The 15,986-nt window shown below is 73.9% G+C and carries 13 protein-coding genes and 1 pseudogene; all 14 read right to left on the bottom strand.

All coding sequences use genetic code 11. The features are described 5' to 3' along the window. Positions 1-552 (bottom strand): annotated as a pseudogene (locus ACOJTC_RS09925) (ABC transporter ATP-binding protein); the annotation flags it as partial. Next, positions 549-2,216 carry an ABC transporter ATP-binding protein gene (locus ACOJTC_RS09930; protein ID WP_420116634.1) on the bottom strand — a complete coding sequence of 556 codons (1,668 nt, stop codon included), beginning with the start codon at positions 2,214-2,216 and terminating at the stop codon, positions 549-551. The gene ACOJTC_RS09930 and the pseudogene ACOJTC_RS09925, both read right to left, overlap by 4 nt. A 70-nt stretch (positions 2,217-2,286) precedes the next feature. Continuing rightward, a complete protein-coding gene (locus ACOJTC_RS09935; protein ID WP_067312693.1) occupies positions 2,287-2,406 on the bottom strand; it encodes a SapB/AmfS family lanthipeptide in 120 nt (39 codons plus the stop codon). Between the two features lie 82 nt (positions 2,407-2,488). Next, positions 2,489-2,608 (bottom strand): SapB/AmfS family lanthipeptide, encoded by a 120-nt coding sequence (locus ACOJTC_RS09940; RefSeq protein WP_088647629.1) that lies wholly within the window; start codon positions 2,606-2,608, stop codon positions 2,489-2,491. A 69-nt stretch (positions 2,609-2,677) separates the two neighbouring features. Then, complete coding sequence (lanKC, locus tag ACOJTC_RS09945) at positions 2,678-5,284, bottom strand: class III lanthionine synthetase LanKC (protein ID WP_420116635.1); 2,607 nt, start codon at positions 5,282-5,284, stop codon at positions 2,678-2,680. 276 nt (positions 5,285-5,560) lie between these two features. Next, a complete protein-coding gene (locus ACOJTC_RS09950) occupies positions 5,561-6,259 on the bottom strand; it encodes an aspartate/glutamate racemase family protein (protein WP_088647631.1) in 699 nt (232 codons plus the stop codon). Beyond that, positions 6,256-7,557, bottom strand: coding sequence for an NAD(P)/FAD-dependent oxidoreductase (locus tag ACOJTC_RS09955; RefSeq protein WP_420116636.1), 1,302 nt, complete (start codon positions 7,555-7,557; stop codon positions 6,256-6,258). Before ACOJTC_RS09955 ends, ACOJTC_RS09950 begins: the two co-directional genes overlap by 4 nt. Positions 7,558-7,569: 12 nt before the next feature. Continuing rightward, positions 7,570-8,445, bottom strand: coding sequence for a family 3 encapsulin nanocompartment shell protein (locus ACOJTC_RS09960; RefSeq protein ID WP_357927817.1), 876 nt, complete (start codon positions 8,443-8,445; stop codon positions 7,570-7,572). A gap of 46 nt (positions 8,446-8,491) precedes the next feature. Further along, positions 8,492-9,331, bottom strand: a complete 840-nt coding sequence (locus ACOJTC_RS09965) for an SAM-dependent methyltransferase (RefSeq protein ID WP_420116637.1) — start codon at positions 9,329-9,331, stop codon at positions 8,492-8,494. Positions 9,332-9,376: 45 nt separating this feature from the next. After that, the gene (locus ACOJTC_RS09970; RefSeq protein WP_420116638.1) at positions 9,377-10,204 is read right to left on the bottom strand and encodes an SDR family NAD(P)-dependent oxidoreductase; all 828 of its coding nucleotides are present in this window, start codon (positions 10,202-10,204) and stop codon (positions 9,377-9,379) included. 5 nt (positions 10,205-10,209) lie between these two features. Further along, positions 10,210-11,166, bottom strand: coding sequence for a sulfotransferase (locus ACOJTC_RS09975; RefSeq protein ID WP_420116639.1), 957 nt, complete (start codon positions 11,164-11,166; stop codon positions 10,210-10,212). Further along, positions 11,163-12,335: an MFS transporter gene (locus ACOJTC_RS09980; RefSeq protein WP_420116640.1), complete on the bottom strand. Its 1,173-nt coding sequence runs from the start codon at positions 12,333-12,335 to the stop codon at positions 11,163-11,165. Before ACOJTC_RS09980 ends, ACOJTC_RS09975 begins: the two co-directional genes overlap by 4 nt. Beyond that, positions 12,332-13,522: a DegT/DnrJ/EryC1/StrS family aminotransferase gene (locus tag ACOJTC_RS09985; RefSeq protein ID WP_420116641.1), complete on the bottom strand. Its 1,191-nt coding sequence runs from the start codon at positions 13,520-13,522 to the stop codon at positions 12,332-12,334. The genes ACOJTC_RS09980 and ACOJTC_RS09985 overlap by 4 nt, the downstream gene beginning before the upstream one ends. A 652-nt stretch (positions 13,523-14,174) precedes the next feature. Further along, on the bottom strand, positions 14,175-15,584 hold the full coding sequence (locus ACOJTC_RS09990; protein ID WP_420116642.1) for an RCC1 domain-containing protein: 1,410 nt from the start codon (positions 15,582-15,584) through the stop codon (positions 14,175-14,177). Positions 15,585-15,986 lie beyond the last annotated feature (402 nt).

The following is a 15,986-nucleotide window of genomic DNA, read 5'->3' on the forward strand; positions in this document are numbered from 1 at the left end:
CTCCCGCTGCCGGGTCACCATCACCGGCAGCGCCACGGCGAACAGGCCGAGACCGGCCAGCACCGGCACCGCGACCAGCAGCGCCACCGGGGCGGCCAGCGAGAACAGGCCGAGCACGGCGGCGCCGAGGGCGAACAGGAAGCCCCGCACCACCATCAGCAGGCCGGCGTAGGTGTCCCGGACCAGTTCCACCTGGTGGGTGAGCCGGGCCACCGCCGCGTCGTCGGCCCGGCCGCCGGCCGCGCCGGCCACCGCGCCACGCACCACCCGGCGCAGCAGGTCGTCGCGGAACGGCTCCACCACCGCGCCGAGCAGCGCGTACGACCGGTTGGTGCCGGCCGCGCCGACCAGCACCGCAAGCCCCAGCAGGGCCAGCCAGGCCAGCCCGACGCCCGGCCGGCCGGCCAGGAAGCCGCTGTCCACGGCCCGCGCGGTGAACAGCCCGGACAGGGCGGCCGGCAGCACCTCGGCGGCCGACCAGCCGGCCAACCGCCACAGCTGCGCCCGTCGGGCCCGCAGCGCGGCCCGGGTCACGCCGACGACCGTGGTCACGACCGGAACACCTCCCGGTAGTCGGGGTCGGCCCAGAGCGCCCCGTGCGGGCCGACGGCACGGACCCGCCCGTCGGCCACCCACGCGACCAGGTCCGCGCGGGCGGCCATGCCGAGCCGGTGGCTGACCACCACCCGGGTACGCCGGTCACCCGGCCCGGTCAGCGCCCGGGTCACCTGGTACTCGGTTGCGGTGTCCAGGCTGGACGTGGCGTCGTCGAGGATCAGCAGCCGTTCGGCGCGCAACGCGCGGGCCAGCCCGAGCCGTTGCCGTTCACCACCGGACATGGCGACCTCGGCCAGCGGAGTGCCGTACCGGTCGGGCAGCCGTTCGACGAAGTCGTGGATGGCGGCGGCGCGGGCCAGCGGCACCGGGTCCGCACCGGCCCCGACGGCGGCTGCGACCGTGTCGCCGACGAGCACCGGACGTTCGAACCCGTAGCCGATCGCGGCGTGCAGGGCGGCCGGGGTCAGTTCCGGCAGCGGCACACCGTCCAGGAGCACCACCCCGTCGTCGGGGTCGCGTAGCCGGCCGGCGACGGCGGCGAGCCGGGACTTGCCCGCACCGGAGGCGCCGACGACGACCAGCAGCGTGCCGCCGGGCACCCGCAGGTCCACCCGGTCGAGCAGGGCCCGGCCGTCGGCGTCGCGGACGGTGACGCCGCGCAGTTCCAGGGTGCCCGGCCCGGACGCCAGCGGCCGGACGCCGTACGGGCGGACGGGATCGGTGAGCACGTCGGCGGCCCGGCGGCAGCCGGCGCGTACCCGCACGGCGGTGTTGAGGGCGGCGACCACGGTGCCGAGGCCCGCGCCGAGGGCGGCGTACTGGATGGCGGCCAGCAGTTCCCCGGGGGTCAACCTGCCGGCGGTCAGCGACAACCCGCCGACGGCGACGATCGCGACCTGGAGCAGCGGGTTGAGCACCGCGCCCCGGGTGGCCGCGCCGGCGAGCACCGTCCAGGTCCGTGCCCCGTGCCGGTGCAGCGCGGCCAGCGGGGTCAGCACCCGCTCGACCTCCCGTTCCCCGGTGCCGGCGGCGGCGATGGTGCGCGCCCCGGCCAGCGCCTCCACCAGCCGCCCGGCGAGCTCGCCCTGGGCCTGCTGGTAGCCGGCGACGGCGGCGGAGGCGTCGGCGACGAAGCCGCGCAGCAGCAGTCCGAGCAGGAGCAGCCCCGTGACGAAGGTGACGCCGAGCCACGGGTCGATCAGGGTGAGCGCCACCAGGCTGCCCACCGGTGGCAGCGCCACGGTGGCGGCCGTGACCAGTGTCGGGGCGGCCTGACCGGCGTCGGCGACCTGGCCCACCACCCGTCCGGCGAGGTCGCCCACCGGGCGGCGGGCGGCGGTCTGCGGGGCGAGCGCGAACAGGTGCCGGACCAGGGTGTGCCGCAGGTGGGCCACCGAGCGGGCGGTGGCCGCGCCGGTGCCGTAGTCCCGCACGACGCCGACGACGACCAGCAGCGCGATCAGCCCGACGACGGCGGCCAGCCACCGGTCGGGGGAGTCCTGCGGCGCGGTGCCGACGGCGGCGTCGACGGCCCGGCCCAGCACGGCCGGCAGGGCCAGCTCGGCGAGCGTGCCGGCCACGGTGACCACGGCCAGCGTCGGGGTCCACCAGCCGGCTGCGCGGACGGCCCGCAGCAGGAGCCGGTCGGTCGGTGTCATCGCGTCCCCTCCCACGCCGCGCGGCCCCGGACCGGCAGGTGCCGGTCCGGGGCCATGCGATACCGGTCGATCAGTTGCAGGTGGTGACGCTCAGCGAGCTGTCGCCGCAGAGCAGCAGGCTGGCCTGGCTGCCGCCGCCGGTGCGCTCGGTGGCCGGCAGTTCCATCGCCTGGAGGTCGAGCAGAGCCATGGTCTTACCTCTTTCTGTCGGTGTTCGGTATTGATGTGCCTGGTGTGAATCCGGTCGGGTCGTCGGGTCGACGACCGTCGGTTCAGTTGCAGGTCGTGACGCTCAGCGAGCTGTCGCCGCAGAGCAGCAGACTCGCCCGGCTACCACCGCCGGTACGCTCGGCGGCCGGCAGCTCCATCCCCTGAAGGTCGAGCAGGGCCATGTCTTTCCTCCTTTCCACAGTCGTCGGGTCGGGTGGCCCCGGGGTGACCCCCGGGGAGCGGGTGGGCCGTCAGTCGGCCGGGGTGGGGTCGCCGGTCGGCGCCAGCAGCGGCAACCGGACCGGATCGGTGGGTCGGCCGGCGGCCACGGCGGCCAGCACGCCGGCGGTGCCGGTGGCCAGGTCCATCGAGAGCCGCAGCAGCTGGTCGCCGGGGAAGGCGGTGCCGCCGGCGTACGGCAGGGCGTGCCAACCCAGCAGGCGGGCCTGGTCGTGGGCCACGTCGTACTCGCCCCGGGCGGCCAGGTAGGCCACGATGCCGGCGCGTCCGGCGAACAGCCCGGACTGGGCGTAGAACGGGAAGTCGGCGCAGCGGCGGATCGCGTCGGCCTGCTCGCGCAGGGCCTCGTCGGGCCGGTGGCGCAGGTACCGGTCGAGCACCAGCCCCACCCCGACGCTGCCCTCAGCGAGGTACGGCATGGTCCGCCAGCCCTCGTTGACCTCCAGGTGCCCGTCGTCGCGGCGCACGCAGCGGCGCAGGTCCTGCCGCAGCGCGGTCTCGGCGTGGTCGAGCAGCCGCGCGTCGGGTTCCCGTTCGTGCCGGTGCAGCAGCATCAGCGCCACTCCCGCGCCGCCGCGCATCAGCCCGGCGTACGGGTGCCGGCCGCCGCTGACCTCGGCCACCGAGTCGACGTCGCCGAGCCGGTCGACGACCAGGTCGACGGCCTGTCGGGCGGCGGCCTCGTAGCGGTCCTCGCCGGTCAGCGCGGCGAAGTGGGTCAGGTTCAGCGCGATGCCGGGCAGCCCGCCCACCAGGTCGTTACCGAGTTCCGTCCACGGTTCGCCGAGGCAGCGGTCGAGCAGCCGGCGGGCCTCGTCGCGGTGCCCGAGCAGGTCCAGCACGTACGCCACCCCGTGCAGCCCGTCGAAGAAGCCGAGTCGGCTGCCGGAGGCCGGTTCCCGGACCCGGTCGATCAGCCAGCGGACGTGGTCGGGGTCGACGGGGGCACCGGTGGCGTGCAGCGCCCAGAGCACCCCGGCCGCGCCGTGGGCGAGGTTCAGCCCGCCGTCGTTGCCGCTGAACTGCCGGATGTCGCCGGGGAAGAGCCGGTCGTCGCGGTGCGGCGTGGCGCTGGCGGTGATCGCCCGGACCAGCCGGTCGCGCAGGCGCGGCCAGTCGTCCGGGTCGACCCGCACCACGTCCGGGTCCAGCCGGGTCGGTGCCGTCGCGGCGGGTGTCGTCGGGGTCGTCGGGTCGGCGGTGCCGGTGGCCGGTGGGGGACCGACGATCACCGCGACGGTCTCGTCGAGCACCGCCCGGTCGACCGGGAAGTGCTCGGCCACCAGGTCGGCCAGGTGCGCCGCCTTGTCCGGGGCCAGCCGCAGCATCGCGGTCAGCGGCAGGAACAGGGCGAGTCGCAGGCAGGCCAGGGCGTACCGGTCGACGTCGGGGCCGACCCGGTCGCGGGGCGCGGCGAACGCCTGGTTGCGCAGCGCCGGGCGGCTCGCCTCGGCGGCCGGCGCGGCGACCTCGAAGTCGATCAGGGTGACCGCGCCGTCGTCGCCGACCATGATGTTGAACATGTGCAGGTCGCCGTAGACGATGCCGTGCGCGTGGATGGCCTCGACCGCCTCGGCGACCTGCCGGTGCACGTCCAGCGCCCAGCGGGTGTAGTCGGTGCGGTCGGCGTCCGGGTGCACCAGCGGGTAGCGCTGCACGACGACCTGGTTGAGCGGGCGGCCCTCGACGAACTCCAGGGCGAGGAACTCGTGCCCGCCGAAGCTGAACTCGTCGTGCACCCGCACCAGGTGCGGGACGTCGGCGAGTTGGCGCAGCACCGTGGCCTCCCGGTGCAGCCGGGTCACCGCGTCCGCCCCGGTGGCGTCGAGGCCGGCGTACGGGCGGGCCTCCTTGAGCACCACCCGGGTGTCGGTCCGGGTGTCCCGCGCCTCGTACAGGCCGCCGCCGTTGGAGAAGTGGATGACCTTCTCGATCCGGTAGGGCAGTTCGGTGGTGCTGGCGGCGTTGCGGGCGGCCAGGTGCGGGCCGAGGAAGTCCGGCAGGGTCACCCAGTCGGGCAGGTGGAACACCGGGTCGCGGCGGTCGGGGACCAGGGTGCCGGTGGCGTCGGCGATGGCCGGCACCACCTGACCCTCGGGTGACAGGCAGTAGCGGGCGGCGAAACCGCCGTAGCGCAGGTATACCGGGCCGTCGCCGTAGCGCAGGTCGCTGAGGATGTAGGGCCCCTGCTCGCCGTCGAGCAGCGCCGCCAGTTCCTTGGCGGTCAGCTCCAGCTCGGCGTCGTCACGGGGGTAGACGGTGACGAACTTGCCGCTGCCGCCGCGGCGGGCGTACTTGCTGTTGCGCATCAGCAGCATCCGGGGGCCGCGCAGGTGCTTGAACGGGATGCCGCGCGGCTCGCAGTAGTCCATCACCCGGGTGAGGACCCGCTCGGCGTTGTCCAGCCGGGCCGAGACGTGGATCTTCCAGCCCTGGGCGGGCAGGGTGCCGCCGACCGGCGCGTGGATCAGCCAGTCGTCCTTGACCTCGCGTTCCCAGTCCGCCGGCTGCGGGCGGTCGGTGGCGTAGCCGATGCCGGTGGCGGTGGCGCTCGCGCTGGACAACGAGTCGTAGAAGAGCGGATCGACCGCGCAGTACGCGTCGTATCTGTCGTCCATCCCGGCTGCCTCCCATCCCCTGATCGGTTGATGTCAATCCTGCGATCGGCGGGCCGTCGCGCACAGTGCGATGCGTCATCGACCGACGGTGAGGATCCGGCCGGAAACTCGTGACAATGGCGGAGTTTGAAATCGTGAATACCGCATCACCTGCGGATCGACCCCGGCGTCGGCCCCGGCCCGCGCGACCGCCGCGCTACCCGTGGGATGCCACAAAAGACCGCCGGCCGGCCGGGTCCGTGAGGACCCGACCAGCCGGCGGAACGGGAACGCGACCTACCGGCGGTCGGCGTACGGGTGCCGGGCCAGGCCGGCGTGCACCATCGTGGTCAGGGTGACGATGTCGTAGACCGGCACCCCGAGCCGGGCCTGGACCAGGTGCGCGAACGGCACCAGGTCGGTGCACTCGATGACCACCGCCCCCAGGTCCGGCCCGGCCAGGGCGTCCGCCCGGGCCACCACCTCGGCGGCCAACCGGTCGACGTCGAGGGCGTCGCGCCGACCCTCCAGCATCACCTCGCGGAACTCCGGCGCGTCGGCCATCCCGGCCACCCGGATCGGTACGTCCTGCGCGCCGACCGCGGCCAGGTGCCGGCGGGTCAGCGCCGCCGCGTCGGCGGTCAGCACCCCGACCGTCCGGCCCGGACCGAGCATCCGGTGCACCATCGGCAGTTGCAGCAGGCTTGACGAGTGCAGCGGCACGTCCACGGCGGCGGCCAACTCCGCCTGGAACAGCACCAGGAAACCGCACGCCCCGGTGATCGCGGCGACCCCGGCGCCCTGCAGGTCCCGGGCCGCCGTGACGAACGGCGTGAGCAGGGTCGGATCGGCCTCGCGGACCAACCGCTGCGGGGTGGCGCCCTCGACGACCCGGTACACCACCGGGAAGTCGAACGTCGCCGGGTTGCGGATGTGGCCGGGGATCTTGTCGAAGCTGGTCTGCAGGCAGAGCACCCCGATCGTGGGCGCGCTCACCGGTGCCCCCGCCGGTGCCGGTCCACCGCGAACGTCGCCAGTGGCACGTCCGGTGGCGTCCCGGTGACGAGCTGGGCGAGCAGCCGCCCACCGGCCGGGGCGAGCCCCATCCCGATGTGTCCGTGCCCGGTCGCGACGCTGACGTTGCGGTACGACCCGAGCCGGCCGATCAGCGGCAGGCTGTCCGGGGTGCACGGCCGCAGCCCGCTCCACACCTGCACCCGGCCCCCGGTGTCGCACCCCGGCAGGTACGACCGCACGGTGCGCCGGATGCCGTCCACCCGGCGTGGGGACACGCTGGTGTCCAGACCTGTCAACTCCAGCGTCCCGGCCAGACGTATCCGGTCGCCCAACGGCATGACGGCCACCTTCCCCTCACTGAGCAGAACCGGCAGGGTCGGGGTGGCCGGGCCCGCGTCGACGGTCACCGCGTACCCCTTGGCGGGTTGCAGCAGCAGGCCGACGCCCAACTGCCTGGCGCACGCCGCCGACCACACCCCGGCGGCGAGGACCACCTCACCGGGGCGCAGGTCGCCCCGGCTGGTACGGACGGCGCGGACCCGACGGTCCACGGTGTCGAAGCCGCGTACCTCGGTGTCGGTGAGGATCTCCACCCCGGCCGCCCGCAACAGCCGGGCGAAGGCGAGCAGGAACGCCGGGATGCGCAACGCGGCGCCCTCCTCGTTGAGCAGCGCCCCGGCGACGGCGAACTCGACGCCCGGTTGCAGCCGGGCCAGCTCCGCCCGGTCCACGGTGCGCAGCGGCACCCCCCGGGCCACCGCCGCCGGCACCGACGCCCGCGCCTGCGCGTACCCCTGCGGTGTACGGCAGGCCAGCAGCATGCCGCGGGCGGTGAGGGTGCCGGCCAGGTCGTCGTGTGCGCACACCTCCCGCAGGATGGCCAGGCTGCGCTGCTTGAGGTCGAGCAGCACCTCGAAGCCGGCGCGGGCCTGCCGCTGCGTGCAGTTCCGGCGGAAGTGCCACAGCCAGGCCAGCAGCTCCCGGTCGAGCCGGGGCCGGACGTGGAACGGGCTGTCCGGGTGCAGCAGCCAGCGCAGCCCCTTCGCCGGCACCCCCGGCTCGGCCAGCGGGGCGGCCCCCTGGGTGCCGACGAAACCGGTGTTGCCCGACGAGCAGGCGGCCGGGTCGCCGACCTCGCCCCGGTCCACCACGGTCACGCTCAGCCCGGCCCGGCGCAGGAACCAGGCGCAGAACAGCCCGGCCACGCCCGCGCCGACGACCAGGACGTCGGGGTCGGACCGTGCGGGTACGTCGTCCGGCGCGGGCGTCGTCGCCATGTCGGGACCCCGCTACAGGGTGACGACGAAGAAACAGGTGGGCAGGTTGACCACGACCCGTTCCCAGATCTCGGCGCACAACGCCCGCCCCGGTTCGGCGAAGGTGCCCGGCGGCGGCTCGGCGAACCGGATGGTCGACCGGCCGGCATCGAACAGCACCGCGCCGTGGCCGAAGTCGCCGACGATCGCGGTGCCCGGGTCGACCAGCCGGGTCCGGACGATGAAGACGCCGTTGTCCTCCACGTCGCGCATCAGGTTCCCCTCGCCGAGCAGCCGGTAGTAGTCGGCCGGGTTGATGATCAACCCGTCGGCGGTGCTGCCCATCTGCTCCACCTCGTTGCAGGCGGCCAGGATGGTCGACGTGAACGGCGCGGGGTCGGTGAGCCGGCCGAGCTGCGGCATGTTCAGCAGCCCGCCCTCGCCACGCAGGATGGTGTGGTTCTCGGCGGTGGCCAGCCGCACCACCAGGCGGTAGTCGATGAACTGGGCGAAACCCACCGGGTCGGCCCACAGCTCGTCGGGCACCTGCACCCAGGCCCGGGTGGTCAGCAGCTCCGGGATGGGGGAGCGGTGGAAGTGGTTGGCGGCCTCCCGGCGCAGGTCCGCGCCGTCCACGACCGGGTCGCCGGGGCGCGGTGGGCTCTCGTGCCAGTAGAACTCCTGCGGCTCCCGGGACAGGTCCACCACCTTGAGCATGTTCCGCGACGGGTAGCGGGGCTTGCGCCGGGAGCTGGTCAGCGAGTCGGTGATGGTGACGTCGTAGTCGACGCTGGTGTCGAAACCGTCCTTGCTGAACGCCTCGACGAACAACCCGCCGGGCGACATCTGGGTCCTGCGTTCGGCCACCACCTCGGCGATCGTCCGCTTGACGGCGTCGGTGCGCTGCATGACTACCCTCCTGGTCCGAAGCTGGTACGCGGGTCGGTGCGGCCGGTCAGGCCGGCTTGCGGGCGACGAACATGCCCCAGCCGAACTCGCCCCGGTCGATCGCCGCCTGGATCTCGTCGCAGGAGGCGGCGAAGCCGAGGATCCACCTCCGGGCCGCCTCGTCGTCGCTTGCGGCGGCCCGCTGCCGGGCGGTCTCCCCGAGCACCCGGTACGTCTGCCGGATGTGCGTGTCGAGGCTGCGGGCGACGGTCACCTCGAACCCGGCCGCCGTCAACGCCTCCCGGTAGCCGTCGAGGGAGTAGCCGCTGCTCCACCGCACCCGGTCGTAGACGTGCCGGCGGGCCGCCTCGCCGACCTCGGCGACGGGTTGCAGGAAGTCGGTGACGGCCAGCGTCCCGCCGGGGGCGAGCACCCGGAACATCTCCGCGTGGCTGCGCGCCTTGTCCGGCACCAGGAACAGCGCGTCCTGGCTGACCACGTGGGTGAAGCTGCCGTCGGCGTACGGCATGGCGGTGGCCGAGCCGTGCCGGAAGGCCACCGGCAGGCCACCCCCGCGTTCGGCCAGCTTGGTCTGGGCGAAGCGGACCCGTTCGATGCTCAGGTCCAGCCCCTCGCCCCGGCAGCCGGTGTGTCCGGCCAGCCGCAGCAGGAAGTTGCCGCAGCCGCAGCCGACGTCCAGCACCGTCGAGGACGCGTCGATGCCGGCCTCGGCGGCGAGGATGTCCGACGTCCGGTCGGCCGCCGCCGGGTAGTCGGTGTCGTCGGCGTCGGCGAAGTAGCCGGTGTGCAGCACCCCCTCGCTGTCCCAGAAGCTGAGGTACGTCTGGGTGGTCTGGTCGAAGAACTCGGAGACGTCCCGTTCGGTGAACTGGCTGGTCGTGGACATGCGGCACTCCTTCGTGCGCGGGGGCGGGCGGGGGTGTGGGCGGGGTCAGGAGTAGGTGTCCCGGCCGACGCCGGTCAGGTGGGGCAGCTCCGGGCCGGTCGCGGCGGCCCCGCCGTCGATCAGGTGCACCCCGGCGGTGACGAAGGAGGCCCGCTCGCTGGCCAGGAAGGCGGCCACCGCGGCCACCTCGTCCGGCCGGGCCAGCCGGCCCACCGCGCTGTGGTGGCCCATCGCCGCCAGCCGGGCCTCCACGTCGCCGTCGGTGGCGAGCCGGGCGGCGGCGCGTTCCATCGGCGGGGTCCGTACCCCGCCCGGGGCGAGCACGTTGACGGTGATGCCGTCGCGGCCCACGTCGACGGCGAGGCCCTGGGCGAACCGGACCAGCGCCGCCCGGGTCACCCCGGAGAGCACCAGCGGCCCGATCGGCACGCAGGCGGTCTCGGAGGCGACGAAGAGCAGTCGTCCCCAGCCGGCGGCCCGCAGGTGCGGCAGTGCCGCCGTGGCCAGCGCCACCGCCGGCAGCAGCACCCGGTCCACGGCGGCCCGGTAGTCGTCGACGGCGAAGCCGCTGGCGGTGCCGACCGGCGGGCTGCCGCCTCCGGCGACCAGCACGTGCACCCCGCCCAGGTCGGCGGCGACCGCGTCGACCCAGTCGCGGGCCGCGTCGGGATCGGTGAGGTCGACGCTGGTGGCGCTGACCCGACCGGTCGCCACCTGCGTCAACTCCCGCTCGGCGGCGGCCAGCCGGTCCGGGTCGCGTCCGCAGATCGCCACCTGGGCGCCCTCGGCGGCGAACTCCTTCGCGCAGGCCAACCCGATGCCGCTGGTGCCACCCGCGACCAGGGCGACCCGCCCCTTCAGCCCGAGATCCACGCCCGTTACCTCCCGTTGTCCGATGTGCTGCCGACCGTCGCCGGGGCGGGGCCGGGGGAGCGGTAGCCGTACCGGCCGAACAGCGGCCAGGCCAGCGCGGTCGCGGCCCACCGTCGGCGGGTCGACAGGGTGCGCCGCCAGCCGTCGTCGGAGTCCCGGATGAGCGTCGGCCCGGTGCGGAACCGGTCCGGGTTGCCGGTGACCGTGTGGTTGGTGTGCAGGTGCACGGTGCGGCCCTGCACCGGGTTGCCGGCCGGGTCGGCGGCGCAGAGCCGCAGCAGCGCGTCGACGGTGCCGGCCGGGTCGGCGGTGAACTGCTCGTAGCGCAGGAACATCGACCGGTCCGGGTACCGGCGGGTGATCGCGGCGGCGGCCCGGTTGAAGCCGTGCCAGTAGCCGGTGCTGCGGGCGGCGGACATCGCGTAGACGTACTGCTTCGGCTCCCGCCACGAGTGCGCGACCGCCCGGGGGTCGCGGACCAGGTGCACGTAGTACGGCCGGATACCGGGCAGGTGCGCCAGCAGCGCGGCCTCGCCGGGAATCTTCGTGGTGTCCACGATCACCTGTGCCCCGGTCCGGTCGGCGATGCCGTGGTAGACCCGGCCCATCAGCTCGGCGTGCGCGCGGATCTCGTCGTCGTACAGGCCGCGTCGCAGCACCCGCCAGGTGTGCCGGGTGCGCACCCGGGACCACTGCCGCCGGATCACCGTCGCGGCGTGCGCGTCCGGGGACGTCCCCTCGGGCCGGCCGATCGGCAGCACCGTCGACCAGACCGGGCAGCCGGTCAACGCCGCGCCGCAGCCGCACCTGTCGTTGACCCCCCGACCGGTGGCGTTCTTCCACAGGAAGTGCAGCTCACCGACGTGGAAGAAGCCGGGTACCTCGTTGAGGACGTTGCCGATGATGGTGCTGCCGTTGCGGCACCAGCCGGTGATGCACAGGACGGTCAACGGCTCGCTCATCCGGCGGGTACCTCCGTGGGTGTGGTGGGGCGGCCGATGCGTACCGCCAGGGCCGCCGCGACCAGCGCGCAGGCCGCGCCGACGACGAAGACCGCCGGGTAGCCGAAGCCTGCGGCGACCAGGCCGGTGACCGGCCCCCACACCGCGAGCCCCAGATCCCAGAACGAGGTGTACGCGCCGATCGCCGCGCCCTGCCGGGCCGGGTCGGTGCGGTCCATCACCATCAGTGCCAGCGACGGGTGCAGCAACGAGAAGCCGATCCCCATGACCACGCTGCCGGCCACGGCCACCGGCAGGTTCGGGGCGACCGCGACGACGGCCAGCCCGACCGCCTCACCGACCCCGCACCAGGCGGCCACCCGACGCGGCCCGAGCCGGTCGGGCAGGTGCCCGATGACCAGCCGGGTGCCGGCGTAGACGGCGCTGAAACAGCTCAGCACCACCACCCCGTGCCCGATGTCGCGGGCGTCGAGGTGCAGCACCACGAACGCGGCGAGTCCGGCGTAACCGGCGGCCCCGAGGGTCAGCGCGATCCCGGGCAGCAGCGCCGGGCGCAGCAGCAGGCCACCGCCACCGCCGGTCGGGGCGGTCCGGAGCGGCGTCGGCACCACGGCGACCAGCCCGGCGGCGAGAAGCGGCGCGGCGGCGCTGAGCACCCACACCGCGGTGAAGGAGACCTGTTGCAGGGTCGCGCCGAGGAACGTGCCGGCCGAGATGCCGCCCCACATGCTCACCCCGTACAGGCCGATGAGCTGGCCGCGCCGGTGGTGCGGGGCCAGCGCGACCGTCCACACCGCACCGGCGGTGAACAGGGCGGCCTCACCGGCCCCGAGCAGCAGCCGCACCGCGACCAGCGCGGGCACGCCCAACGGCAGCAGGTAGAGCAGGCCCCCGGCGCCGACGACCAGCGCCCCGGTCAGCATCACCGTGCGGTGGCCGTACCGGTCGGCCAGCGCGCCGGCGACCGGGCGGACCAGCAGCGCGGTCACCGCCGTCACGGTGACCACCAGGCCGACGGTGAAGTCCCCGGCGTCGTGCCGGTCGCGCAGGAACGCCGGGAGCACCGGGATGACCGCGGTGAGCCCCGGGTAGCCGGCGAAGAGACCACCGAAGATGCCCACCATCGCCAGCCGGGGGACGGCGGTGTCCCGGGTCGGGGCGGTGGTCATGCCCGCACCGACTCCACCCCGACGGCCGCCGGGAGCGACCCGTCCGGTGCCGCGCCGCCGGGCCTCCCCGCCGCGGCGGCGACCTTGCGGACCGCGCGGATCAGCTGGTCGCAGTCGTCGGGGGTGAGACTGGACGACAGCGGCACGTCGACCGTCTCGGCGAGCAGCCGGGCGGTGCGCGGCAGGGTGGCCCGTACCCGTGCCGGGTCGCGGTCGTCGTACATGAACCGCCAGTTCCAGAAGGCCCGCACGTTGAGGTCGTCGTCCGCACCGATGTTGCGGGCGTCGATGCCCTCGGCGCGCAGGGCGCGGGTGAACCAGCCGGCGTCGCCGCCGGGAACCCGGAACACGAACGCCTCACCGAGGTACGCCCCGGGTGCGACCGGGTTGCGGATGGCGATCCCCGGCAGATCGGCCAGCGCGCCGCTGACCTGGGCGTAGTTGCGGTGGAACAGGGCCAGTCGCTGCGGCAGCCGGGTCAGTTCGGCACGCAGCAGGGCGGCCCGGATCTCGTCCATCCGCAGGCTGAGCAGGGGCAGGTCCAGCCCGTCGACGGGCGGTTCGGTGCCGGGGAAGTGCCGCCGCAGCCGCCCCTCGTACGCCCCGGACAGCGCCACCGCCCGAGCGAACAGGGTGCTGTCGTCGGTGACCAGGAAGCCGCCCTCACCGCAGTTGAGCGCCTTGTCGGACTGGGTGCTGAACGCCCCGGCCACGCCGAACGTGCCGAGCTTGCGGCCGTGCAGTTCGGCACCGAGGGCGGGCACCGCGTCCTCGATCAGCGGTACGCCCATCTCGGCGGCGAAGGCGGCCAGCGCGGCGACGTCGGCGGCGAAACCGCGCATGTGCACGACCAGGATGGCCTTGATCTCCGGCCGCCAGCGGCGGCGCAGGTCGTCGAGGTCCATCCGCAGGTCGTCGTCCACCTCGACCAGGAATGGTCGGCAACCGGCCAGCACAATGGCGCTCGGGGTGGCGACGAAAGTGAATCCCGGGCAGGCCACCAATGAGCCGGGCGGAACGGCGGCACCCATGATCGCCAGGGCGAGCGCGGCGGTGCCACTGGATACGGCGAGGGCGTGCCGGGTGCCGAAATAACGGCACAGTTCCGCCTCGAACTGCCCGCACTCCGTTTCCGCCTCGGTGCGATGGTCGTAGCGGAAGTAGAGGTGGCTGCGGATAGCGCGCATCGCCGCTTCCTCGTCGTCGGCGCAGACGTGTACCGCGCCTTTGTCGTAGGTGGGCCAGGGAGTGCGGCGGATCGGTGCGCCACCGTGCAGGGCAAGCTCTTCGTGCAGCTCAGCGCCGTGTGAAGCCGGCCGGGGCCGGGTCGGCGCGGGATCTTCGTCGTTCCCGTTCACCGGTGTGCTCCTGACTGCCTGCGGCAGTTTTCCCGACTGGGTCGACAGGGAATTGCGCACGGGGCATCCGCCTCGCGGGCAACCGCGTCGAAACGCCGGAACAACTACCAGATCCGACATTTGCGCGGGCCGGGAATCCGGTGAACAACATGATTGCCCTCGGGATGCGGGCCGTCAACCATGTGCCGGGAATGAGCGTCGACTTAACACCCGTTGAGGTCAGTCGGCCGTGCCCCTGGTGGCGGACAGTGACCATTGCGAATGGCGAATGTCGGGCATTCCGCCGGGCCGGATCGTCCCGGCCTGCCGTTATGCGCCGCCGGCCGCGGGACGGCCTCCTACCGTGCGTGTGGGCGGCCGGCCCGGCTCGGAGCCGTGCTTGCGCCGAGCGGGCGTTCCGCCCCGAACAGGAGGATAGGCCGGCTCCTGCGGCCGGGGCCCGGGTGGGGCCCCGGCCATCCAGCCCGGCCCCGGTCTCCCGCTAACTCTGGGGTGCGAGAACCTGGACCGGGGTGGGACGAGGCTCGTCACTGCCGTCCCCGAGTTGGCCCTGGCCGTTGGCACCCCAGGCGACCACCGTGTAGTCAGGCTGGAGCGCCAGGCTGTGGTAGTCGCCGGCGGCGATGTCCCGGATCCCGTACAGGAACCGCTCGCAGGGGGCGGTCTGTCCCACCGCACACACCTGCCCCGGGACCGTTCGGCCGGTGAACGTGCCGTCGCCGAGCTCACCTGTGAAGTTGTCGCCCCAGGTCAGGACGCCGCCGCTACTCAGTTGCGCCATGGTGTGGACCGGGCCGGGGGCGATGTTCCGGGTTCCGTACAGGAACCGGTCGCAGGGTGCCGTCTGCCCCACGGCGCACACCCGCACCGGCGTTGCCCGGCCGGTGAACGTGCCGTCGCCGAGCACGCCTGTGAGGTTGTCGCCCCAGGTGACGGGGCCGCCGTCACCCAACAGCGCCATGCTGTCGGCGACGTTGGCAGCCACGGATTTCGCCGCGTACAGGAACTTGGTGCAGGGGGCGACCTGTCCCACCGCGCACACCCGCACCGGGGTGGTGCGGTCGATGGTGGTGCCGTCGCCCAGTTGCCCGGCCTGGTTCCAGCCCCAGGCCAGGGCCAGCGCGTTGTCGGCCACCGCCACGGTGTGGACCCAGCCGCCGGCGATGGACCTGACTCCGCTGAGGAACTTGGTGCAGGGGGCTACCTGCCCCACCGCGCACACCCGTACGGGAGTCAGACGGGTGTAGATGGTGCCGTCTCCGAGCTCGCCCAAGGAGTTGTAGCCCCAGGCGACGGCGGAGGTGTTGTCCAGCACCGCCAGACTGTGGAACGCGCCGGCGGCGATGGACCTGACTCCGGTCAGGAACCTGGTGCAGGGGGCGACCTGCCCCACCGCGCACACCCGTACCGGAGTGGGGTGGTTGTTACGGGTGCCGTCACCGAGATCCCCCCAGTTCTCACCCCAGGCGACGACGGTGTGGTCCCTGAGCAGGGCGAGGTTGTGATTGCTGCCGGCGGCGATGGCGATCACGCCGGTGAGGAGCCGGGTGCAGGGAGCGCCCTGTCCCACCGCGCACACCCGTACCGGGGTGGTGCGGTCGACGGTGGTGCCGTCGCCCAGCTGCCCGGCGTAGTTTCCGCCCCAGGCGACGACGGTGCCGTCCGAGCGCAGCGCGAGGCTGTGGCTCTCACCCGCGCCGAGGGCTGTCACGGCGCCCAGTTTCGCCGGCGCCCGCCCCGTCGCGTCGTGCGCCGGCACCGCAGAGGTGACGGCACGTTCGACGGGTACGCCGCTGGCGTGTCCGGCGGACGCGTCGCCGATCGCCGCCACCATCGCGAGTACCGCCACCCCGGCGGCGAGGACCGATCGTCGGCAACGGGCCGTCGTCACGGCGACGGTGGGTTGTGACGACCTTCCGGGTGGTCGGCTGCTCATTCTTCTCTCCCCTCTGAGGGTGGCGTGGACTGCGCGCCGATCCGATCAGGATGGTCGGTCAGGTGGGTGGGGTTCGCCCTCTTCGGGAATCGAAGCGCCCTCGGGAGAATGCCGGCGGGGGCGGGAATGCGATCGCTTTTCGCCTTATCGTCCGCAGATTTTCGGGTGGTTGTCCAGCGGAATATATACCGCTGCCGAATGATCAGAGAACAGGCGTATCGAATGAGTGTTCCGCTCACCATTCGGAGCTTCCGTGCCGCCGTCGGGTCCGCTGCGCGTGCCTGCCACATACCGGGGGAGAAGGCGCGCGTGGTGCGCCGCGTCCGTGCTGGCTCTTGCGGCGACGGGGTCGGGTGG

The organism is Micromonospora sp. (genome assembly GCF_048594385.1).
In the GTDB taxonomy this organism is placed as follows: domain Bacteria; phylum Actinomycetota; class Actinomycetes; order Mycobacteriales; family Micromonosporaceae; genus Micromonospora; species Micromonospora wenchangensis.